A 22,835-nucleotide genomic window follows, 5' to 3' on the forward strand; every position below is an offset into this window, starting at 1 on the left:
CAAATAAAACCAAAAACTTAGAGATGGAATACAATTTTAAACAATACCTTTTCTTTTTTAGTCTTGTTTTTATCACATTTAAAAGCACAGCGCAATTTAAAGATACCGCCAAATGGAAGGCCCTTTTTGCCGTTGGTGTAAATTACCCAACAACAGATGGTTTTGTAAAAGGCTCTTATGCGCAATCCGTAAATTTCCCGACGGTTAATTTAGGGATTCAGCATATGCTTACACGTCAATACGGAGTGAAATTAGATTATGGTTTTAATCGTTTTAAAAACCATACGGACACGCCAGATTTTAAAATAAACTACTCAAGAATTAATGCACAATTTGTATACGATCCTACAGAGTATCTTACGTTTTTACCACTGAGATTACGTACAGTTGCACATGCAGGACCTGGTTTGGCTTTTGTGAAACCCTTAGGTGTTTTACGAGATAATAAACAGACCTATTTAAATATAAATGCAGGACTAGAACTGCACTATGCTATTAATGAAAAAGTAGCCATTTTCACAGATATTGCTTATTTATATGGTGTAACGTCTTTAGATGATTATAATCCTGAATTGAGTGGTTTAGGTGCATTTAACGGTAGCGTTTTTAACCTTACCTTTGGCTTGGCAGTTTCATTAAGTGGTTGCCAGTTTTGCGATTAAAAACATGAGTAAAGAAAAAATTATTTTAGGTATTGATCCAGGTACAACGATTATGGGTTTTGGACTCATAAAAATTGTGGGTAAAAAAATGGAATTTTTACAACTTAATGAGCTCATGCTAAAAAAGTACGATGATCACTATTTAAAATTAAAACTCATTTTTGAACGTACTGTAGAACTCATAGATACGTATCATCCAGATGAAATAGCAATTGAAGCTCCTTTCTTTGGTAAAAACGTACAGAGTATGTTAAAGTTAGGAAGAGCACAAGGTGTTGCCATGGCAGCCGGTTTATCTCGCGAAGTGCCTATTACGGAATACGCTCCCAAAAAAATTAAAATGGCAATTACCGGAAACGGAAATGCCAGTAAAGAGCAAGTTGCTAAAATGTTACAAAGCATGTTAGGACTTAAAACCATTCCTAAAAATTTAGATTCTATGGACGGTTTGGCAGCGGCAGTTTGTCATTTTTACAACCAAGGCAGAGTTGAAGTTGGTAAGAGTTACTCTGGTTGGGGAGCATTTGTGAAGCAGAATCAGGACAGGGTTAAAAAGTAAATGGTATCAATAACAGTATTCAAAAAAACAGAAAATGAAACTGATAATTTCACTTCTAATTTTTATTCAATCCTTTTTTGTTTTTAGTCAAGGACAAGTAGAAGCCAATGATATTGCACATCAAAATTGGTATCAATCCCAGAAAATAAAAGATTCATTAGTTGTAGAATTAATTAAGATTAACCAAAACGATTCCACTTTTATTACAACTTTTAAAGTTTCAGAAAAACTTTGGGATAGTTTTGTTGAGGCACAGTTTAAACTCAAATTTCCAGAGTATGAATCTTGGGAAACACGACGAGAAATTTATGGAAGCCAGTTTGATATGCTGAATTATCAGTTTATGAAATTGTACTGCGATTTAAGGATTGCTACTTTATATGATTTATTTGAAGAATAGTAAATATCAATTTGAATATTAAAAACCAAATGGCAGGAATCTACATTCACATACCATTCTGCAAACAAGCTTGTCACTATTGCGACTTTCATTTTTCGACCTCATTAAAGAAAAAGGATGAACTCGTAAACGCATTAACTAAAGAGCTAGAACTTAGAAAAGACGAATTTAAAAATACAACGGTTGAAACCATTTATTTTGGAGGAGGAACACCTAGTTTATTAACTAATGAAGAATTGCAATTTATAATAGATGCAGTTTATAAAAATTATAAGGTTACAGAACAGCCTGAAATAACTTTAGAAGCCAATCCAGATGATTTATCTAAAGACAGAATTATAGCATTATCTAAAAGTAAAATCAATCGCTTATCTATTGGTATTCAATCGTTTTTTGAAGATGATTTAAAATTGATGAATCGTGCGCATAACGCCAACGAAGCAATAGCTTGTTTGGAGGAAGCTACAAAGCATTTCGATAATATTTCTTTAGATTTAATTTATGGTATTCCAGGAGCGTCAAATGCACAATGGATAAAGAATATTGAAATGGCTTTAAGTTTCAATGTGCCTCATATTTCAAGTTACGCCTTAACCGTTGAACCTAAAACAGCTTTAGCATCTTTTATAAAAAAAGGAGTTATTGACGATGTTAATGATGAGCAAGCACATGAACAATTTCATTTATTAAAAGAGAAATTAGAAGCTTCAGGCTTTGTGCATTATGAGTTATCTAATTTTGGAAAAGACCGTTATTTTAGTAAAAACAATTCCGCGTATTGGCAAGGGAAATCTTATTTGGGTATTGGGCCTTCTGCACACTCATTTAACGGAACACAACGTGGCTGGAATGTGAGAAATAATTCAAAATATATTAAAACTATAGAAGCCAATCAATTACCCATAGAAATTGAAACCCTAACGCAAACTGATCAATATAACGAATATATAATGACAGGCTTGCGCACCATTTGGGGAGTTTCTATTAAAAAAGTGGAAAAGGACTTTGGTTTGCTTTATAAAGATTACTTAATTGAACAGGCAGAAGTTTTTATAAATCAACAATTATTGTATATTGATAAAGCGCATTTACGTGTTACTAAAAAAGGACAATTTTTATGTGATGGTATTGCCAGTGAATTATTTAAAATCAATTAAACGTGTTAGCAACCATACAATTCAATTCTAGAAAATTACAAATAGATTTATCTCAACCTTTAGATATTTCAATTCCTATAACAGGAAAGGATTCTAATGTTAATGCATGGTATTTGGGTCCACCTAAGATTGAGCCAGAAACCATAGACGGAGAAATAATAAGTGTAGAACAAGGAGCCGTTGTAAATTTTAATACCATTACATTTAATCCGCATTCGCATGGTACACATACAGAAACGGTTGGTCATATTACCGAAAAAGTGTACTCTATAAACAAATATTTAACGCAGTTTTTCTTCTTAGCAGAAGTAGTAACAGTTGCACCAGAAAAATTGGGAGACGATTATGTGATTTCTAGAAAACAATTACAATTTGCTTTAGGAAATAAAAAACGTGATGCCATAGTGATTAGGACCATGCCAAATACACGCGAAAAATTTTCGAGACAATACTCAAATACCAATCCAACATATTTATTAGAAGATGCCGCAGAATATCTTAAATCTAAAGGTGTTAAGCATTTATTAATCGATTTGCCAAGTGTAGATAAAGAACAAGATGAAGGCGAACTTTTAGCTCATAATGCTTTTTGGAACACCAAAGGGAAATTGCGATTAGATGCCACAATTACGGAGTTTATCTATGTATCTAATAAAATTGAAGATGGTATGTATATGCTTAATCTTCAAATTGCACCTTTTGAAAATGATGCAAGTCCGAGTAAACCAATTCTGTACAAGGTAATTGAATAGGTAACTCACTTTAGATTGTTTTTTGTAATGTATTTAGATCGTGAAATGTGACAACAATAAGTCCTCAGTGTCACATAAAAAAACACAAGTAGAAATTAAAAAATTAAAATGGAAACCTTTTTTATAATCATCATAAGTATTCTTGTCACTTTAGGATTAGTGACAATTTATAAACAATGGAAGACAAAAAAAGTCACGAATGAACAATCCATTTTAATATTAGAAAAAATAAAACGGGTTTGTAAATTTGTTACGGTTGAAGGAGATTTTGCTGAAATCTATCATTATGAAGACGTAAAAGAGAAGTTCTTAAAATTAATTTCTAGTCGAAAAAAAGCTTTGGTTGTCATTAATGCCAAAGCCCATGTTGGCTTTGATTTAGGCAAAGTTCAAATGTCTTCAAACGCTAAAACGAAAACAGTTAATCTAACGCATTTTCCACAACCAGAAGTGTTATCTATTGAAAGTGATATCAATTATTACGATAAACGTGATGGTATGTTTAATAGGTTTGAGGCTTCTGATTTAACGGAGTTGCATACTAAAGCCAAAGCACATATTATGGATAAAATTCCAGAAAGTGGTTTGTTTAATATAGCAAAACAAGAGGCTTTAGAAGCTATTCATCTTATTGAAAATTTAGTAGAAACTATTGGTTGGAAATTGGATTATTCGGCTTTGGAAATTGAAGCGACTGAAGTTAAAAAAATAGAAAAGTGATAAACATATCAACGGATAAATCGAAGCTTCAGGTTGAGATTATTCATAGTTTTCTAACCGAAACATATTGGGCAAAAGGCAGAACCATTGAAGAGGTCAAAACTACAATTGCGCATTGTCATTGTTATGGTGTATATATCAATGAAAAACAAATTGGTTTTGCCAGAGTTGCCACCGATTTTACCGTATTTGCTTACCTAATGGATGTGTTTATTCTTTCAGGATATAGAGGGAAAGGGTATTCAAAACAATTAATTGAAGCCATACATACCGATCCAAAGTTGCAAACCTGTGCAGTTTGGATGCTAAAAACAGCTGATGCACATGGTTTATATAAACAATTTGGGTATTCCGAATTACAACAGCCTAAAAAAGTAATGGAACGACTTTTAAAATGAACATAGAAGACTACAGAAATTACTGTTTAAGCAAGAAAGAAGTCACGGAACATTTTCCTTTTGATGAAGATACCCTCGTGTTTAAAGTTTTAGGAAAGATGTTTGCTTTGGCATCATTAAAGCGCTGGGAAAATGGAGAAGCTTTTATAAATCTAAAATGCGATCCAGAATACGCGCAAGAATTACGAGCAGAATACGATAGTGTAAAACCAGGTTACCACATGCACAAAAAACTTTGGAACAGTGTGTATATAAATTCAGGAGAATTATCACCAAAGCTTATAAGGGAATTAATAGATCATTCTTATGATATGGTGGTAAAAGGCTTACCTAAAAAGCTGAGAGATAGCATTTAGAATATATGTAAATTCTAATTAAAGATGCTTTGGCTCTAATCGTCGTTCCAAAACGTTTACTCATCGAAAAAGCCATTTTTCACTAATAATAGCCTTTAGTTTTGCGGTATAATTAATTAATAAAATCCCAAAACGATGAGTACATTATTTATATACACCGTATTTTTATTAGGTCACCTAAGTGTTTATTTTTATTTCAAGAATAATTTAAGTTTAAGTTCTAATGTTTTAGAAAACACCAATAAGAGTCATTCTAAGTTAACATTAGTAGAAACCGATCATTCGCAAAAAGTAACTAATAGTATTTCGAATAATAATAAAATGTTATTGCAAAAAAACCTTAGACAGTTAGAGTTTATAAATGAATTTGAAATGTACTTAGAAGAAAAAACACTTAATAATTTTTCAATTGAGTTTCTTCAAGAGTTTGAGCAAATAAAAATTGAAGCACAGTTGTCTACTTTAAAAGCGACAAGCCAATTAAATAATGGAGTAAAAATGGCTGCATAAAGTTGCAATAGTCCGTTTTACCATTCGTCGACACTTATCTACTATCCGTCGACACTAAATTACAACTAGCCGAATTAAAAAACTGTTGTTCTATAATTCAACTAATTTGGCTTACTAAACACAAAGCAGCTATTAATGAGAACCCTAAATATTTTACTGATAGAAGATGATATGATTGAAGTTATGAAGCTAAATAGAACAATTTCTTCATTAAAACTTAATCATAAAATCATCGAAGCTAATAATGGAGAAGAAGCACTCAAAATTTTAGAACAAAAAGACGTACTTCCTGATATTATTTTATTAGATTTAAACATGCCAAAAATTAATGGTATAGAATTCTTAGGGATTTTAAAAAACGATGATACCCTAAAATATATTCCAACGATTATCTTAACAACATCTAACAACCAAAAAGATTTGTTAGAATGTTATAAGATTGGTGTTGCAGGTTACGTTTTAAAACCTTTAAAATATGAAGATTACGTAGCTAAGATGGAGAAATTATTGGCTTATTGGAGCATTAACGAATTAATAAAAGCATAATGAAAGGCATTGTTTTTACAGAGTTTTTAGAACTCGTTGAAGATAAATTTGGTTTAGAAATGGTAGATAGAATCATTTCTAGTTCAGAGTTAGCATCAGACGGTATTTATACATCAGTTGGTACGTATAGCTTTTCTGAAATGCTACAATTATTGCAACACTTAAGTGAAAACACAGGTATTTCTATTGATAACTTACTTTTAGTATATGCTGAACATTTTTTTAGTGTAATAGAAAAAAGTTACCCAGGACTTTTAGCAACATACAAGGATCCTATTGAAATGATTTCATCTATTGAAAATCATATTCATGTAGAGGTTAGAAAAATCTATCCAGATGCAGAATTACCAACATTTGAAGTCATAGAAAAAACGGATAATCATCTCGTTATGGATTACACCTCAAGTAGAGCTATGCATCACTTTGGACTTGGTTTAATGAATAAAACATTCGAACATTTTAATTCTACAGCCACTATAGAATTAGAAAAAATTAAAGAAGACGGAACTCAGGTAAGGTTTGTGATTAATAAAAATTAATGGATCAAAACCAAGTAGAGATATTAAAACGCGCTCTTAATAGAGAAAAAAATGCTCGAAAGGCAGCCGAAAAAATCCTTGAAGAAAAATCAAGGGAACTCTACTTTACAACCCAAAAACTCGAAAGTTTATTAGACGAAAAATCATCAGAATTACAAGGTATCTTCGAAAATATAGTTGATGCCTATGTGGTAATGGATTTTGATGGGCATATTTTAAAATTTAATGAGGCAGCTACAAAATTATTTGGTTACGACATTGATAAAGAAAATATAAAAGTAGGAAGCCTTATTTACAAAGATGATTTTCAATATGCAATAAATAGCTTTAATGAATTACAAAAAAATGGCTTCTTTAAAGATTATGAAACTAGAGTTTATACCAAATCAAAGGAAGTAAAATGGGTTCATATAAATGGAAGTATTGTTTTTGATAAACACAATAAACCAATTGCGGCTCAAGGAATCGTTAGAGATATTACAGCAGAAAGAGCATCAGCAGAAAGATTAATAGAATCTGAAAATAGATTAGCGACTTTAGTTTTAAACCTAGACAGTGGTATCATCCTAGAAGACGAAAACAGAAACATTGTGCTTTCTAACACAAAATTCTGTGAGCTTTTTAACATTAATGCAAAGCCATCAGATTTATATGGTATGGATTGCACTTCAGCTTCAGAACAAAACAAAGTTTTATTTAAAGATCCAGAAGCATTTATTCAACGGATGAATACCATTGACAAAGCTAAAGAAATTGTCATTGGTGACGAACTAGAGATGGTAGATGGTACCATATTAGAGCGTAATTATATGCCTATTACTATTGGGGAAAAGTCTAAGGGTTTTTTATGGACTTTTACAGACGTCACTTTAAAACGTACGTATCGTAAAAGTTTAGAGGCTCAAAAACAAAAATATTACGGCATTATTGCTAATATGCACTTAGGTTTGGTTGAGGTTAATAACGATGATGAAATATTAATGATTAATCAGAGTTTTACTGAAATGTCTGGTTATACTGAAGAAGAATTATTAGGTAGAAAATCAAGAGAAATTTACCCTTTAGATGATTGTTCTGGTACAATAGCTGCAGAACAAGAAAAAAGAAAAAGAGGAGAATCTAGTTCTTATGAACTTACGGCCATTTGCAAATTTGGTAAAACTAGACATTGGTTAATAAGTGGAGCACCAAATTATGATATAGATGGAAAAATAATTGGATCTATAGGTATACATTTAGATATTACCGAACTTAAGAGTCTAGAACTTCAAAAAGAAAAACTGCTTCTCAAATTAGAGCGTAGTAATAACGAATTACAAGAATATGCACATATTGTTTCTCATGATTTAAAATCACCGTTACGGAGTATTGATGCTTTAGTAAATTGGTTAAAAGAGGATAATAAAGGGAAGTTAGATGATATGAGTTTAAAGAATTTTGAACTTATTGAAGCAACCTTAGAAAAGATGGAGCAGCTCATTTCAGATGTTTTAGATTATTCTAGTGTTGGTACAGATAACACTGAAAAGGCAGATGTTGATCTTAATAAAATGTTATTAGATCTAAAAACTATTTTATACATCCCAGAGCATATTGCTATAAATGCCTTAAATCCTTTGCCAACAATTAAAGGAGATGCAATAAAGTTACAACAGCTGTTTCAAAATTTAATTAGTAACGCAGTTAAATTTATTGATAAAGAAAAAGGCCTAATAACTATAGATGTAGAAGATTTAAAAAGTCATTACAAATTCTCAATTGAAGATAATGGAATTGGCATTGAAAAACAGTTTCACGATAAAATATTTAAAATATTCCACTCGTTAAATAAGAGTAAAGATTCTACAGGAATAGGATTATCGATAGTTAAAAAAATTGTGGATTTGCATGAAGGTCAAATTTGGTTAGAAAGCCAACCTAATGTCGGAACTACATTTTATTTTACCCTTAAAAAATAAACATGAAAATAGTACAGCTAGTAAAGCACAACGATAAAGATTGGACTTACATTGGTGAAAACCAAAAATTAATAGAACCTTTAGTTATTGTTTTTGGAAATCGTCTTCTTTTGGAAGACGCTTCTATTTATGAAGAAATTAAAGGCTTGTTTCCAGATGGTGAAATTGTGTTTGGTTCTGCTTGTGCTGAAATTTCATCGCGCACTGTAAATGAAAATAGCATTACTATAACTGCTATGGAATTTGAAAAAAGTAAATTTCTAATTAAAACAAGTAATGTTTTAAATGCGGATTTAGATAGTTATAAAACAGGAAATGATCTTATAAAACAGTTTCCAGAAGAGGGTTTAAAATACGTTTTTGTAATTTCAGAAGGTAGTTTTATAAATGGGAGTCAACTTACTCAAGGTATGAGTACGTTTAATAACGGAAATCTCTTAATTACAGGAGGTTTATGTGGTGATGATACACGTTTTGAAAAAACATTAGCATCATACAATGAAAATCCTAAAGAAGGCGAAATAGTGGCTATTGGTTTTTATGGAGAAACATTAGAAATCACCTTTTCAATTCATGGTGGTTGGACGCCTTTTGGTCCAGAGCGTACTGTAACAAAATCAGAAGGAAATACACTTTATGAGTTAGATGGTTTGCCTGCTTTAGATTTGTATAAAAGTTATTTAGGAGATAAAGCAAAGGACTTACCAGGAGCAGCATTATTGTATCCGTTGAATGTAAAATCTGAAGATGAAGAGCAATCTATTGTGAGGTCTATTCTTAATATTAATGAAGAAGAGAACTCTGTGATTTTAGCTGGTGATATAAAGCAAAATTCTAAAGTGCAATTGATGATGACAAACGTTGATAATATTGCAAACGCATCAGAGCGTGCAGCAAAACAAGCGCTAGAGTTTAGGCAAAACAAGCCAGAAATAGCAATGCTAGTTAGCTGTATAGGAAGAAAATTGGTATTAGATCAACGTGTAGAAGAAGAAATTGATGAAGTCATAGAAACTTTAGGAGAAGGCACTGCTGTGAGTGGTTTTTATTCCTATGGAGAAATTGCACCATTCCATGGAGAAATGGCCTGTCAGTTGCATAATCAAACCATGACCATAACATTAATCAGTGAATAATGAATTCATTACTTAAACGCCAATTGCGTAAGTATTTAAGTGAAGAATTAAAATCTAGCGAAGAATTAAAAACGTTTCTTGCCGCTATAGATAGCTCGTACAATAATTTTGATGAGCAATCAGCAATGATTCAAAGAGCCATGTCAATTAGCTCAGATGAATTATATACTGCCAACAGAAAATTACAAGAAGAAGCAAAAGAACAAAAAGAGTTAATTGATAAACTAAAAGAAGTTATCAATACGCTTAAGTTTTATAACCTTAAAGAAGAAGATAAAGCCGATGTTGTTGAATTAAAAAGTTCTGATTTGGTTGATTTTATAGATAATCAAACCAAAGAGATTATTGAAATGAACAAGCAAAAAGAATCGCTTTTAAATGAGCTTGCCCACCAAAACCAAGAGCTTAGCGATTATGCGCACATGGTGTCTCACGATTTAAAATCGCCACTTAGAAGTATAGATACATTAACCGCTTGGTTAAAAGAAGATTATAAAGATGCTTTTGATGCTAATGGTAAAAAAACATTAGACCTTATTAGAACTAATGTAGAAAAAATGGACACTTTAATAAATGGGATTTTAGAGTATTCTACTATTGGTAAAAATCAAATTGAGGTCTATGATGTAAATCTAAACAAGTTAGTAGATAATGTTTTAAGCATTATTCAAGTACCTAAACACATTTTAATCACTAAATCTAATTTACCAATTATAAAAGGTGATAAATATAGATTGCAGCAATTGTTTCAGAACCTAATTGGAAATGCAATTTCATATAACGATAAGCAAAACGGTACTATTGAAGTAAGTGCAAAAGATAAAGGGAAGTTTTGGGAGTTTGCCGTTAAGGATAACGGAAAAGGTATTGAAGATATATATTTCGAAAAAATATTTAAAACCTTTGAAAAGCTAGAAAATAATGGAGAATCAACAGGTATTGGTCTATCTATAGTTAAGAAAATAGTAAATTTATACGGTGGAAAAATTTGGTTAACTTCAAAATTAAATGAAGGCACAACATTTTATTTTACATTAAAAAAACAACCCAATGGAACAACCTAATTTATCTTATATTAATAGTATGTCTGGTGGCGACAAGGCTTTTGAACAAAAGTTAATAGACATCATAAAAAAAGAGTTTCCAGAAGAGAAAGAGGTGTATTTTACCAATATTAAAGCTAATAACTATAAACTTACAGCAGAGAACGTTCATAAACTTAAACATAAAATTAGTATTTTAGGCCTCGAGAAAAGTTATGAGACTGCAGTAGCATTCGAAAATAATTTGTTAGAGGGAAGTACTAAACTTCAAGACGAATTCGAATCCATACTAACGATCATGACTAATTATTTACAACAGTTATAATTAGGATGGCATGAATTGTATTATTATTGATGATGAAGCAACGGCAAGAGCAATCATAGGTCAGCTATGTTCGCAGGTCAGTAGCTTAAATGTATTAGAGGATTTTCCAAATGCAATGCAGGCCATAAAATATCTAAATCAGAATGATATTGATTTGATATTTTTAGACATACACATGCCAGATTTTACAGGTTTTGATTTTATAGATACAATTAAAAACCCACCAAAAATTATCCTTACAACATCAGATCCTAATTTTGCTATTCAAGCATTTGGGTATGACTGTATTGTAGATTACCTAGTAAAACCTATTACACCACAACGTTTTAAAAAGGCTATTGATAAAGCAGAAGCCATAAAGCCAGCTGTATCAGAAACTAAGGCTTCTAGCCAAGTAGAAACAAGTTCTGGGAATGATTTGTATGTTAATATTGATAGACGATTAATTAAAATAGATATTCCTAGTATCTATTTAGTTGAAGCTAAAGGTGACTATATTCAAGTAAAAACGGATGATAAAAATTACACGGTTCATTCTACACTGAAAAAAATTGAAGATAAGCTTCCAGACGATTTATTTCTAAAAATACATCGTTCTTATATTATCAATGTCGATAAAATTATTGATATCGAAGATAATAGTGTGCTTATTAAAAAAGATGTGATTCCGGTAAGTCGTTCTAACAGACCTGAGTTAATGAAGCGTCTTAACTTACTATAAGTATTATTACAATAATAGTTTTAGTGATTTTTTTCTCTTTTTTGAAGAGAAACCTGTCTGTGTGAATTAACTATAATCATAAGGATTAGCGATGTCTATAATTTAGAAAAAAAACCATGCGTCGACACCTTATTGTAGCCCATCGTTTCAAACATATCATCTAACGAAAAAAAATATTTCAAGTTACAATAGCATGTAAATTTGCACTATAAGACATGAAGGGGAAACTCATGGATTAGTATAAAGTTAGAGGCAAAAGAGAAATCTTTTGCCTTTTTTATTTGCAATAACACTATGTAAATAGCTTGTCTTTAGTTAAATGCCGTTCGTCGATACTTTTGAATGGTCTAATCGAATTATAAAAAAAAGAAGAGGTGATTCAAATAATTTTGTAATGAAATTAATAACAACCCTCATGAAAAAATTATCTCAAGTAGTAGTCCTTTTAGTATTAAGTATATCATTATTCTCTTGTTCAGTAGAAGATGAGCTTTCAAATCCAGAAATCTATAACACTGAAAATATCATAGTAGAATACAATCCTATAGACTATGAAATTTTAGAGTTGATTAATGTTTACAGAACAACATTAAACCTAGAACCACTTGGTATATTAAATGAAGCTTCAAAAGAAGCCATTAATCATAATCAATATATGATAGATGCAGGAGCCGTAAGTCATGATTTTTTCTATACAAGATCTCAAAATTTAGTGGAAGCTGTAGAGGCAAAAAAAGTTTTAGAAAATGTAGGTTATGGATTTTCTAATGCAGAATCAGTAGTTAATGCTTGGATAAATAGTGACAGTCATAGAGAAAATATAGAAGATTCTAATGTTACTGATTTTGGAATTTCAACTTCAAAAGATGAAAACGGAAAATATTATTTCACAAACATATTTGTTAAACTGTAGAGAGCTATTAATAATCGTAGGTAATCATTAAATATTATCCCTTTATTGATTACTGAATAACCCTTAATTATGATCTATAGTGTGAGGCAAAAGAGAAATCTTTTGCCTTTTTTTATGTGTAAATAGATCACATAAAATACGACAAAAACCATTCGTCGATAGTAATTGGTTAACTAACGTTGAATCGTTGGAGCCAATCGAAAAATCAATTTTGAGGCCTGATTATCAGGTAAATTTGTATCAGAATCTAATAAGAAACAGAAGATGAAAACACTTTACACTTTAAAAAATCAATTACTACTAGTCGCTTTTATACTATTGAGTATAAGTACTCAAGCACAAGATGTGCCATTTAATTGCGACTTTAATGCTTACTTGTTTCAGTATAACGATGTGTATGCTATTGATTTATCTTCTGGTAATTCTTATCAAGTTGCTGCAGATGTAACACCTGGAAATATAAATGCTACAGCTTACAATCCTGCAGATGGTTTTATTTGGGGTTCATTAAGTACACCAGAAAAATCAATTGTAAGGATTGGAAAAGATTTTAATACAACAACTTTTTATATAGATGAATTACCAGCAAGCAATCGTTATGTTGGCGATGTGAGTGCAGAAGGTATTTATTATTTAAAAGCTGGTGGAACAACATACTATAAAGTAGATTTAAATCCAGATTCTGATAATTATACACAGCACCAAGCAACAGAGACGTTGTCTCAAAATATTAATATTCACGATTGGGCTTTTAATTCAGTAGATAATCAAATCTATGCTGTTGAAAAAAACACGAATATTTTATATCGTATCAATCCAGATAATGGAGTTGTAACAGCGTTAGGTGAGGTTCCAGTGATTTCTGGTTTAAGTTACACATACGGAGCTGTTTATTTTGATAATGAAGGTCGTTTTTATGTGTCGGCAAATCAAACAGGAACGATATATGTGATTCAAAATGTTCAAGATATTGATGCTACAAGTGATATAGATTCTAATCTATTTGCTTTCGGACCATCAAGTAATAGTAATGATGGTGCACGTTGCCCAACAGCACCAGTGTTGCAAGAAATTTGTGATAATGGAATAGATGATGATGGTGATGGACTTATAGATTGTGAGGATCCTTCTTGTTCAGGATTTGGAATGTGTGATGTTGTTGAAGCACCAACATCGAGTTCTAATGCAGGTGGATTAGAAAGTAATAGCAGATTATCTGAGCAGATTAATGCACGTAATTTTAAAAGAGCAAAAACAGGATATAAATTTGATGCTACATTAGCACCAAAGGCAGTAAAAGGATTTAACTATGCAAGTAGAAGTGCAAATTCAAATTTCATTTTACAAGATTTTGTGCCACTTGAGTCTATAAATGAAGATGAGGCTGTAGAAGCATCGCCTTCAGATTTAATAGGCATTACTAATGCTACTGAAATTTATGCTGTAGATTACCTAAAAAATAATAGTGCTGTCGCTTCTGTGTTAGCTTTAAAAACCGAAAATGGTGTATACGAACATACCAAATACATATGCGATCGTTTGTTAGGAGCTGAGCTTATCTCAGTATCTACTATAGATATTAACGAGCAACAGTTTATAAAATCGATAATAAAAAATGAAGATGGTACGTATGAGTTTGTATTAAGTTTATCTGCAAAAGTAGTAAATAACGATACTAATTTTGCGATAGAAAGTCATTGGAATTTAGATCAATATGAAGAAAATGTTACTTTTTATAATTTCCAAATTTGGTCTAATACTATAGATGATTTGTACATCTTAGGACAAGAAGTTTTAAACTTATTAAATATTGAAAAACCAATTGTGAGTTATAATAACTCTACACCTCCTACAGTTTTTGTTAGAAAAGGAGCTTATACCAATGGAGGATTAGATTTACAGATTATAAATTCTAATGCAACAGAAACTATTTATTTAGATGCAGGTTATAGAACAACAGAAACAGAAGCCTTCGGAAATCTTAATTCTACTATTAACTTAAACGGAAATTACATTACTAATGTAAGAGTAGAAACAGGAAATCTTTTTGATATTGGTTTTAGAATTGGTGATGGTATCGCAACACCAGATGATTTATTTATGTCAGATGGTCCATGGGGAATTGATGCTTCACGTGAAGGAACTGATGTTAGTATGTATGAAGTGACTTTAAATACTTCTGATTTTGAAACATCTGATTTCGCAATAGAACGTAACGTAGAATTGAGAGCAATAACTAACTCTTATGTGGCTGCTTATAGAGCATTAACACCAAGATTTAAGGCTGTAGATGTTACAGATTACAATAGTTTTCAATTCAGTGCAAAAGGCACCGGAAATTTAGAAATCACATTTGTAAAAGAAAGCATTACTAACTGGGAAGAACAGTATAAAACGACTATTGCTTTAACAAATACATTGCAAGAATTCTCAATAGACATTGCAGATTTACAAAATAACTCAACGGATACAGCAGAATTAAATGATGTCGTAACAATAGTGTTCACTATGGTAGCTGAGAATGGTATATCGACTTCTAAAGTAATGAATATAAATCAGCTGCGATTTTCACAAGCGAGTACATTGTCTGTGGGTGATTTTGAAACAGAAACAACTAAAGTGTCTGTTTATCCTAATCCAATGACAACACAAGCCACACTAAGCTTTAACGTAAACCAAAGCGAAACTGTACAATTTGTAATGTACGACCAGTTAGGAAAGCAAGTACACCATAGAACATTTAATGCTGTATCAGGAAAAAACAGCATCACCATAAACAGAGAGAATTTAAGCTCAGGCTTATATTTCTGTAAAATCGTTAGTAACCAGTATGAGTTTAATCCCTTAAAACTGATTATTAATTAATAACCCTTAGTTAATTCCTTATTGTAATAGGCAAAAGCGCAAGCTTTTGCCTATTCTTTTTTATAGCGGTTTCATGAGTTAGAAATCATTACATAAAATCTTTTGAAGTAAATTCCTTATTAATTACAAATGAAATTAAACTTTTTAAAATTTTATAAGTCCAATAGACTTATACCTTTTAAACTGTGAAAAAAACTAAAGTTTTAAAACAAAAAATACATCAGCTATTTTACATGCTTCTTATGGTATGTTTTTGTTTTAGTTGTAAAAATGACAAAAAAGAGATTACTGAATTGAGTAGCACTAATGTTAATGAAACTATTGAAGTATACAATTTTGAAGCTATAGAACCTCTTTTTTATACAGATACCAATAAAACTTATATCGTTAACTTTTGGGCAATGTGGTGTGCACCTTGTGTTAAAGAACTGCCTTATATTGAGGCTTATGCTAAAAAGCATCCAGACGTTGAAGTACTTTTGGTAAGTATGGATTTTCCAAAAGAAATTGAAACCAAATTAAAACCATTTTTAAAAGAAAATAATATTACTTCAAAAGTCGTTTTATTAGATGATCCAGATTCAAATAATTGGATAGATAAGATAGATCCAAATTGGTCTGGAGCCATTCCTTTTACAATCATATTTAATAATGAAGATCGCGCTTTTTATGAGCGCTCATTTGAGAACTTAAAAGATTTAGAGAACCAAGTAAATAAAACCATTAAAAAATAAATTAATATGAAAAGAATAAAAGTAGCATTGTCAATGATTGCATTATCTACAGTTGTACTAGTAGGATGTAAAGACAAAGGGACTAATCAAGATACAGCTTCAGGGCATGAAAACCATGAGAAAGGCCCAGGCGGTAAGCATCATGAGGGCGATCGTAAAGGTCCGCCACATGGAGGAGATAGAAAGGGACCACCAAAAGGAGGAAGCCCTGAACAAACAAAAACCTTAGAAGAAATTGGAGGTTATAAAATAGGAGAAGTAGCTTCCGATTTTAACCTTAAAAATGTTGATGGTTCTATGGTGTCTTTAGCCAGTATAGAAAATGCTAAAGGGTATATTGTAACATTTACATGTAATGAATGTCCTTTTTCAAAGTTATACGAAGACCGTTTAATAGAATTACATAATACTTATGCACCACAAGGGTATTCTGTAATTGCGATTAATCCTAATAGTCCTGAAAACGAAAAGGAAGGCTATTCAGCAATGCAAGCTAGAGCAAAAGAAAAAGGATTTCCTTTCGCTTATTTAGTAGATGAAGGACAAGAAATATACCCACAATATGGTGCGGTTAGAACGCCTCATGTATTTTTATTAGATAAAGAACGTAAAGTGCAATATATTGGAGCAATTGATGATAATTCTAAATCTCCAGAAGATGTAAAAGTGAAGTATGTAGAAGAAGCTATTAAAGCATTAGAAGCAGGAGAAAAACCAAATCCAAGTTTAACTAAAGCTATAGGTTGTCCTGTAAAAGCAGCAAGAGCATAGTAAATAAGTTTAGTTTTAAGTATAAAAAAACACAAGCCATTGGCTTGTGTTTTTTCTTTTGTAGAAAGTTGAATCTACTTTCCAAAAACCGCCTTCTTCATAAACTGCCATTTAAAACGTAAACCAATTTCAGTAAATGTAAAACCTGAAGCTGTTGCAGATGCAATATTACTTCGTGTGCCATAAACGTTTAATAAGCTACGCTCTGAAAATTTGTACCCAAAAGCACCTTGTATTCTATAAGCAGTTATTTTAGGATCGTCTTCAATATATTGATAGCCAAAAGCAGCAGTAGCATTATAAAACCATTCTTTAGGTTTCGCGGCAGCTTCATCTTTAATTAAGTTGATAAATACCTCATAGGCATTAAATTTTTCTGGACTAAAATATACTGTAGGTAACTGATCTTTAAACGTAATATATTGGTAATTAAAGCCAACCTTAACAGATGGTTTTGGTAAAATATTATAATATAACGATGTAAATAATAAGTTCCTTTTATTGCCATCATTTTGAGAGGTGTGCATTAATTGTGTAAACCAACCTAGGTTAAAGTTGGTGCCTAAATTGTAATTAGCGTAATAATTATTTTGTACTAATTCTCGATCTAATAAATCGGCATTAAAACTTTCAATTTGTCTTTTGTAACCAATATCTAAGGTTTGTAATTTAAAAGATTTAATATTAAAAGAAATATCGGTTAACAGTTGCGTGTAATCATCAGTCTCTGCTTTTGCTGAGGTCATACCTGCTGAGCCTTTAAATGTAATGCTCGGTATAAATTTATAAGATAAACCTAACGAAAGATTATTAGATGTAGCACTATGGTCTGTAATTGTGTTGTTTGTTGTTCGGTAATTATAGTTTCCTAATACAGCAAACTTAGTAGACAAAGGAAAAATAACATTACTATTAAATGAAAATGCTTTATTGTCACCGTTATCAAAGGTATGTGCAGCCTTAGATTCTAAGGTAGGAGCGAAGCTGTTGTTTAATTGGTTAATAAAGTTAGTCGCGTCTTTTTGCTTGTCGTAAAATTTTAAAGTGTTCTCTGCTGAGTTGTATGCTTCATCAGTATAACCTAGCGCTTTCAATACGTTTGCTTTTCCGAGGTTACCATCAAAAGAGGTGCTATCGTTTTCTAATATTTGGTTGTAATCTGTTAAACTCTTTTTAAAATTACTCTTATAAATATTTAAAGTGGCACGTAAAGCTAAAACCCAGTTTTTGTTTGGGTTTTCAATAATTAAGGTATCAATGAGATTTTTGGCAGCTTTGTATTTTTTGTTCCAAATTAAAGCTTGCGCATAACGTTCTGTAGTTTGTTTAGTAATGTTTTGATCTGTGTTTTCATTAAGACTATTATAAGCTTCAGTACTTATACTTAAAGCTTTCTTTTCTTTTCCATTAAGATGTTCAACTAAAGCCAAACCGTTAAGGGCAATAATTTTATGCTCTGGTTGTTCTGCTAATCTATTGTATATTGATTTAGCACTGTCTAGTTTGTTCCAAATTAAGTACAAATTAGCTAAGTTTAATAAGGTGTCTTTGTCGTCTCCATATAACTCAAGGTTTTTTGTTAATAGCAGTTCTGCCTTATCATAGTTTTGAGCTTGTTGATTTTGGTAAGCATATCCTAAATAGATGTATTTTTTAGAAACCATAGCATTTGGGTTTCCTGGAGAAACGTCTAAAGCTTTATTTACCATAATTAAAGCGTCTTCATATTCTTTTAAATTAGAAAGCGTATTTGCAAAACCTAATAACGCAGCAAAACTTTTTGGGTCTTCTGTGACTAAACCTTTATAGTACACTTTGGCATCTGCAAAGTTGCTATTCCATAATAAAGACTCACCATAATTTAGTTTTACCTCAAAATCATTTGGATAGTCTGCAAGCAAATCTGTAAACAATACGTTTGCTTCTGGCGCCTTTCCATTTAGTCCAATGGCACGTCCATAACATAAACGCGCAGTCTTATTATTAGGATAATCTTTTAATATGGTATTAAAGAATGTTTCTGCTTGAGCATACTTTCCGGTTTCTAAATAGGTAAATCCTTCTTTCATGTCTTGAGCTGTTACGCTAAAAACGATTAAGAATATGCTAAGATTAATAAGTGATTTTAAGGTCTTCATTTTAGTATCATTTTACTTACTGCAAGTTAAGCACTATTTGACGTTCATTCATCTACAGCAATCTGCCATCCATCGAAATACACTGCACTTACATGGAAATACTCTTGATATTTGTGTCAGATTTAAAACAATAATAACTAAAAAACAACAAAATTATGTCACTTACAATTAAAGAAAATTTCGGATTATTTTCAGTATCAGGAGCAATTAACGCTTCAACAGCAGAATACTTTCAAACACATTTTGAAACTATTTTGAATGCATCTGGAGACTTAACTATAGATATAGAGAACATCAACGAAATTGATGAAGATGGAATCAACGCAATTAGAGTTTTATATAACAATGCTTTAAAATTTGACAGAGGTTTTTTAATAGTAGGAAACGTTTCACAACACATTTTTGAAAGTATAAGAAGTATCAAAGTTGCCGCATAATACTAAATAATAAAAGTTAAAACAAAACATCATGCAATTATTAACAGCAATCAAGTCTAGAAAGTTAACGCCAGAACAATTATTTATGGTCAGCGTGTTGGCTGTAAACGGAGGAAACTATTTGTACAATCTAATTTTAGGTCGTCTTTTAGGACCAACTGCGTTTGCTGATGCTGCAGTACTAATTACATTTTTATTAGTATTATCATTTGTGGCCATGACGTTTCAGTTGGTAACTGCAAAATTCTCAGTTTTGTTTGAGAATGAATTGTTTAAAAACTTTATAGCCAGAGTATACCAACAGGCTTTTGCCGTTGGAATAGGATTAGGCATTCTAATTATAGCATTCGCTTCACAATTACAAGCTTTATTTAATACATCATCTTCAACCATGTTTATCATTTTTGGTTGTGGAGTACCACTGTATTTTTTAATGAGTGTAAACAGAGGTGCTTTTCAGGGTAAAAAAGCTTATAAATCTTTATCAATAACATATCAGGCAGAAATGTTAAGTAGATTAGTAATTACCTTAGGCTTAATACTTTTATTTGATATTCAGTCTTCTGCAGTTATCGCAATTGGGATTTTATTATCATTTGTATTTGGCTTGTTCCCTTTTAAAATGAAGCAAATCAGTTTTAAGAAACCAGCAGCTTTAGATGCTCAGTATAGTAAGCAGATTAAAAACTTCTTTTTACTAACAGCCTTTTATGAACTTACTCAAATCATCATTAATAACAGTGATATCTTACTAGTAAAACATTATTTTGAGTCTTACGAAGCTGGTTTGTATGCATCCTTAGCATTAATTGGTAGAATAGTGTATTTCATTGCATGGATGTTTGTAATGTTATTATTACCAGCTGTGGTAGAATTGAAAAAAGAAGGGAAAGAAACAGCATCAGTATTATTTAAGTATGTTGGATACATTGCAGCAATATCTATTGTAATTGTGTTTACGTGTTTAGTTTTTCCTGAATTAATTATTAATATACTTTTCGGAGAACAATACATTGCAATGGCACCTTTACTTTGGAAATACGCTATTGCCACTTCTATGTTTGCCATTTCTAACATCTTCGCCTATTACTATTTGTCTTTAGATAAATATGTACCAGTAATTATTTCTGGAGTCTTTGGAATGCTTCAAATGGTGTTAGTTATCTTCTTTCACGATAGTTTAGAGCAGGTTGTTCACATGCAAATTGTAGCAATGCTTTTACTATTAGTGATTCAATTATCATTCTTTGTTTTTGATTCTAAAAAGAAATAAAATAGAATTCAGTTTTAATTTATATAGATTCTTCAGTCATACTTCTCACTGAATGATAGTCCATATTATTTAATTAGAATAAAGTTGTAATTCTTAGTTGTTTTGTCATTGAGAGCAAAGCGAAGAAGCTATAGAGAATTAAGTAATAATTAGAATAGATCCTTCAATCATACTTCCTTCTTAACGACAATAAGAAATTATCATTAAAACGTATTATATCATTCATAACGGGTTCTGTCATTCAGTACAAAGCAAAACATCTCAAACCAATTTAAGGTCAAAACTCAAAAACAGATTCATCTGTCTTTCATTCTTCTAAATTATGGTTTGTAAATCTTCTTTTATTCGGTAATTTTTTATTGGTAGTAGGAATAATATCGATATCAAATTTAAAGCTATAATCCTATTGCTAATCATGTTGTTAGGCTTAAAAAAGCAAAATATAAAAAAGCTTTGTCTAAGGATTAATTCCATTCGTCTACACTAAAAGTCATCCTATCGAAACTCTCAAAAATCAGCCAATTAAAACCCCAAATTTGCAGTGTAATTAATTAAAACATTAAAAAAAAATAAGATTATGAAACTAGCAATTGTAACAGCATATCCTCCAAGTAAAGTCACTTTAAATGAGTATGCTTATCATTTAGTAAAACAATTTAGACAAAAGGATGAGATAACAGAACTCATTTTATTAACTGATAGAACTGAAGGAGAAAAGGATATTGAATTTAAAGAATTTGGCTGTAAGATTACAGTAAAGGAATGTTGGTCTTTTAATAGCTATAAAAACTTATTTTCAGTTACTAAAGCGATTAATAACACACAACCAGACGCTGTATTATTCAACTTACAGTTTATGAAGTTTGGAGATAAGAAAATTGCAGCAGCATTAGGATTAATGTTACCATTGGTTTGTAAATTAAAGAAGATCCCTAACATTGTTTTACTACACAACATTCTTGAAGAAGTTGATTTAGGAAGTGCAGGTTTTACATCTAATAAAGTAATGCAGAAAATTTACGGATTTATAGGAACGAGTTTAACAAAGCTTATTTTAAAAGCAGATGTAGTTGCAGTAACTATGCAGAAGTATGTGAATATTTTAGAATTAAAATATTTGTCACCTAATGTAGAATTAATCCCTCATGGAACGTTTGAAATTTTAGACGAACCAGATTATACACTTCCATCAGGTCCATTACAAATTATGACTTTCGGAAAATTTGGAACATACAAAAAAGTAGAAGGAATGATTGAAGCAGTAGAATTAGTGAGAGCTAAAACAGGTTTAGATCTAGAAGTTGTTATTGCAGGAACAGATAACCCAAATGTACCAGGTTACTTAGCAAAAGTACAAGAAGATTATAAGCACGTGCCTAATGTAAGATTTACGGGTTATGTAGAAGAAAGTGAAGTGCCAAAACTATTTAATGAAAGTGCAGTGGTTGTTTTTCCATATACATCTACAACAGGAAGTTCTGGAGTTTTACACCAAGCTGGTAGTTATGGTAAAGCTGTAGTGATGCCAGACTTAGGTGACTTAGCATTATTAATTCAAGATGAAGGCTATAAAGGCGAGTTTTTTAATCCAACAAGTGTAGAAAGTTTAGCCGATGCCATAGAAGGAATTGTGACTAATGAATCTTATAGATTATTTCTTGCTAAAGCAAATTATAAAGCTGCAACAGCACACCCAATGTCACAAATTGCAGATATGTACTTAGAGCAATTTAATAAAATTATAGAAAAAAAGACAACTCATAATGCAGTGTTGTCATCATAATGTACACCATTATATTCAAGTAAGTAGTGCGATTAACCTACATCCTAATTAATACTACTGCTTAGATAAGTAATCGAAATTACCCTTTTTGCCCCAATTAATTACAACACCTACTAACAATTAGAATTCCCTAATTTCT

General features: G+C 31.2%; 24 protein-coding genes. 23 read left to right on the plus strand and 1 reads right to left on the minus strand.

The genetic code is table 11. The annotated features are described in order from the left end of the window. Positions 1–23: 23 nt before the first annotated feature. From ACJJVO_RS14235 to ACJJVO_RS14330, 20 genes are all read left to right on the plus strand, one after another. Entirely contained in the window at positions 24–662 is a 639-nt protein-coding gene (locus ACJJVO_RS14235) for a cell envelope biogenesis protein OmpA (RefSeq protein WP_405575270.1), read from the plus strand. 4 nt (positions 663–666) lie between these two features. Next, positions 667–1,221: a crossover junction endodeoxyribonuclease RuvC gene (ruvC, locus tag ACJJVO_RS14240; protein WP_405575272.1), complete on the plus strand. Its 555-nt coding sequence runs from the start codon at positions 667–669 to the stop codon at positions 1,219–1,221. A 34-nt stretch (positions 1,222–1,255) separates the two neighbouring features. Then, positions 1,256–1,621 carry a hypothetical protein gene (locus ACJJVO_RS14245; RefSeq protein WP_405575274.1) on the plus strand — a complete coding sequence of 122 codons (366 nt, stop codon included), beginning with the start codon at positions 1,256–1,258 and terminating at the stop codon, positions 1,619–1,621. Between the two features lie 29 nt (positions 1,622–1,650). After that, complete coding sequence (hemW, locus tag ACJJVO_RS14250; RefSeq protein ID WP_405575276.1) at positions 1,651–2,778, plus strand: radical SAM family heme chaperone HemW; 1,128 nt, start codon at positions 1,651–1,653, stop codon at positions 2,776–2,778. Between the two features lie 2 nt (positions 2,779–2,780). Beyond that, a complete protein-coding gene (locus ACJJVO_RS14255; RefSeq protein WP_405575278.1) occupies positions 2,781–3,530 on the plus strand; it encodes a cyclase family protein in 750 nt (249 codons plus the stop codon). Positions 3,531–3,638: 108 nt separating this feature from the next. Beyond that, positions 3,639–4,250: a DUF4230 domain-containing protein gene (locus tag ACJJVO_RS14260; RefSeq protein ID WP_405575280.1), complete on the plus strand. Its 612-nt coding sequence runs from the start codon at positions 3,639–3,641 to the stop codon at positions 4,248–4,250. Beyond that, positions 4,247–4,648 (plus strand): GNAT family N-acetyltransferase, encoded by a 402-nt coding sequence (locus ACJJVO_RS14265; protein ID WP_405575282.1) that lies wholly within the window; start codon positions 4,247–4,249, stop codon positions 4,646–4,648. Before ACJJVO_RS14260 ends, ACJJVO_RS14265 begins: the two co-directional genes overlap by 4 nt. Then, a complete protein-coding gene (locus ACJJVO_RS14270; protein WP_405575284.1) occupies positions 4,645–5,004 on the plus strand; it encodes an MmcQ/YjbR family DNA-binding protein in 360 nt (119 codons plus the stop codon). Before ACJJVO_RS14265 ends, ACJJVO_RS14270 begins: the two co-directional genes overlap by 4 nt. 135 nt (positions 5,005–5,139) lie before the next feature. Further along, on the plus strand, positions 5,140–5,514 hold the full coding sequence (locus tag ACJJVO_RS14275) for a hypothetical protein (RefSeq protein ID WP_405575286.1): 375 nt from the start codon (positions 5,140–5,142) through the stop codon (positions 5,512–5,514). 135 nt (positions 5,515–5,649) lie between these two features. Beyond that, a complete protein-coding gene (locus ACJJVO_RS14280) occupies positions 5,650–6,060 on the plus strand; it encodes a response regulator (protein ID WP_405575288.1) in 411 nt (136 codons plus the stop codon). Then, positions 6,060–6,599, plus strand: a complete 540-nt coding sequence (locus tag ACJJVO_RS14285; RefSeq protein WP_405575290.1) for a heme NO-binding domain-containing protein — start codon at positions 6,060–6,062, stop codon at positions 6,597–6,599. Before ACJJVO_RS14280 ends, ACJJVO_RS14285 begins: the two co-directional genes overlap by 1 nt. Further along, the gene (locus tag ACJJVO_RS14290) at positions 6,599–8,557 is read left to right on the plus strand and encodes a PAS domain S-box protein (protein ID WP_405575291.1); all 1,959 of its coding nucleotides are present in this window, start codon (positions 6,599–6,601) and stop codon (positions 8,555–8,557) included. Before ACJJVO_RS14285 ends, ACJJVO_RS14290 begins: the two co-directional genes overlap by 1 nt. Before the next feature lie 2 nt (positions 8,558–8,559). Beyond that, positions 8,560–9,693, plus strand: a complete 1,134-nt coding sequence (locus ACJJVO_RS14295; protein ID WP_405575293.1) for an FIST signal transduction protein — start codon at positions 8,560–8,562, stop codon at positions 9,691–9,693. Further along, a complete protein-coding gene (locus ACJJVO_RS14300; protein WP_405575295.1) occupies positions 9,693–10,757 on the plus strand; it encodes an ATP-binding protein in 1,065 nt (354 codons plus the stop codon). Before ACJJVO_RS14295 ends, ACJJVO_RS14300 begins: the two co-directional genes overlap by 1 nt. Beyond that, on the plus strand, positions 10,744–11,061 hold the full coding sequence (locus ACJJVO_RS14305; protein ID WP_405575297.1) for an Hpt domain-containing protein: 318 nt from the start codon (positions 10,744–10,746) through the stop codon (positions 11,059–11,061). Before ACJJVO_RS14300 ends, ACJJVO_RS14305 begins: the two co-directional genes overlap by 14 nt. A 10-nt stretch (positions 11,062–11,071) precedes the next feature. Beyond that, positions 11,072–11,782, plus strand: coding sequence for a LytR/AlgR family response regulator transcription factor (locus tag ACJJVO_RS14310; protein WP_405575299.1), 711 nt, complete (start codon positions 11,072–11,074; stop codon positions 11,780–11,782). 415 nt (positions 11,783–12,197) lie between these two features. Then, the gene (locus ACJJVO_RS14315) at positions 12,198–12,695 is read left to right on the plus strand and encodes a CAP domain-containing protein (RefSeq protein ID WP_405575301.1); all 498 of its coding nucleotides are present in this window, start codon (positions 12,198–12,200) and stop codon (positions 12,693–12,695) included. A 264-nt stretch (positions 12,696–12,959) separates the two neighbouring features. Beyond that, on the plus strand, positions 12,960–15,560 hold the full coding sequence (locus tag ACJJVO_RS14320) for a DUF6923 family protein (RefSeq protein WP_405575303.1): 2,601 nt from the start codon (positions 12,960–12,962) through the stop codon (positions 15,558–15,560). Between the two features lie 185 nt (positions 15,561–15,745). Further along, the gene (locus tag ACJJVO_RS14325) at positions 15,746–16,294 is read left to right on the plus strand and encodes a redoxin domain-containing protein (protein WP_405575305.1); all 549 of its coding nucleotides are present in this window, start codon (positions 15,746–15,748) and stop codon (positions 16,292–16,294) included. Between the two features lie 6 nt (positions 16,295–16,300). Further along, positions 16,301–17,065, plus strand: coding sequence for a thioredoxin family protein (locus ACJJVO_RS14330; protein ID WP_405575307.1), 765 nt, complete (start codon positions 16,301–16,303; stop codon positions 17,063–17,065). Between the two features lie 74 nt (positions 17,066–17,139). On the opposite strand, the gene ACJJVO_RS14335 is transcribed toward ACJJVO_RS14330, so the two are convergent. After that, positions 17,140–19,203, minus strand: a complete 2,064-nt coding sequence (locus ACJJVO_RS14335) for a tetratricopeptide repeat protein (protein ID WP_405575309.1) — start codon at positions 19,201–19,203, stop codon at positions 17,140–17,142. Positions 19,204–19,358: 155 nt separating this feature from the next. On the opposite strand from ACJJVO_RS14335, the gene ACJJVO_RS14340 reads away from it, so the two are divergent. The 3 genes from ACJJVO_RS14340 (at position 19,359) to ACJJVO_RS14350 (ending at position 22,696) form a co-directional block, all read left to right on the plus strand. Continuing rightward, a complete protein-coding gene (locus ACJJVO_RS14340; RefSeq protein WP_405575311.1) occupies positions 19,359–19,640 on the plus strand; it encodes an STAS domain-containing protein in 282 nt (93 codons plus the stop codon). 31 nt (positions 19,641–19,671) lie between these two features. Beyond that, entirely contained in the window at positions 19,672–20,913 is a 1,242-nt protein-coding gene (locus tag ACJJVO_RS14345; RefSeq protein WP_405575313.1) for an oligosaccharide flippase family protein, read from the plus strand. 577 nt (positions 20,914–21,490) lie between these two features. Then, positions 21,491–22,696: a glycosyltransferase gene (locus ACJJVO_RS14350; RefSeq protein ID WP_405575315.1), complete on the plus strand. Its 1,206-nt coding sequence runs from the start codon at positions 21,491–21,493 to the stop codon at positions 22,694–22,696. Positions 22,697–22,835 lie beyond the last annotated feature (139 nt).

This window comes from Winogradskyella sp. Asnod2-B02-A, from assembly GCF_045063645.1.
Taxonomy (GTDB): domain Bacteria; phylum Bacteroidota; class Bacteroidia; order Flavobacteriales; family Flavobacteriaceae; genus Winogradskyella.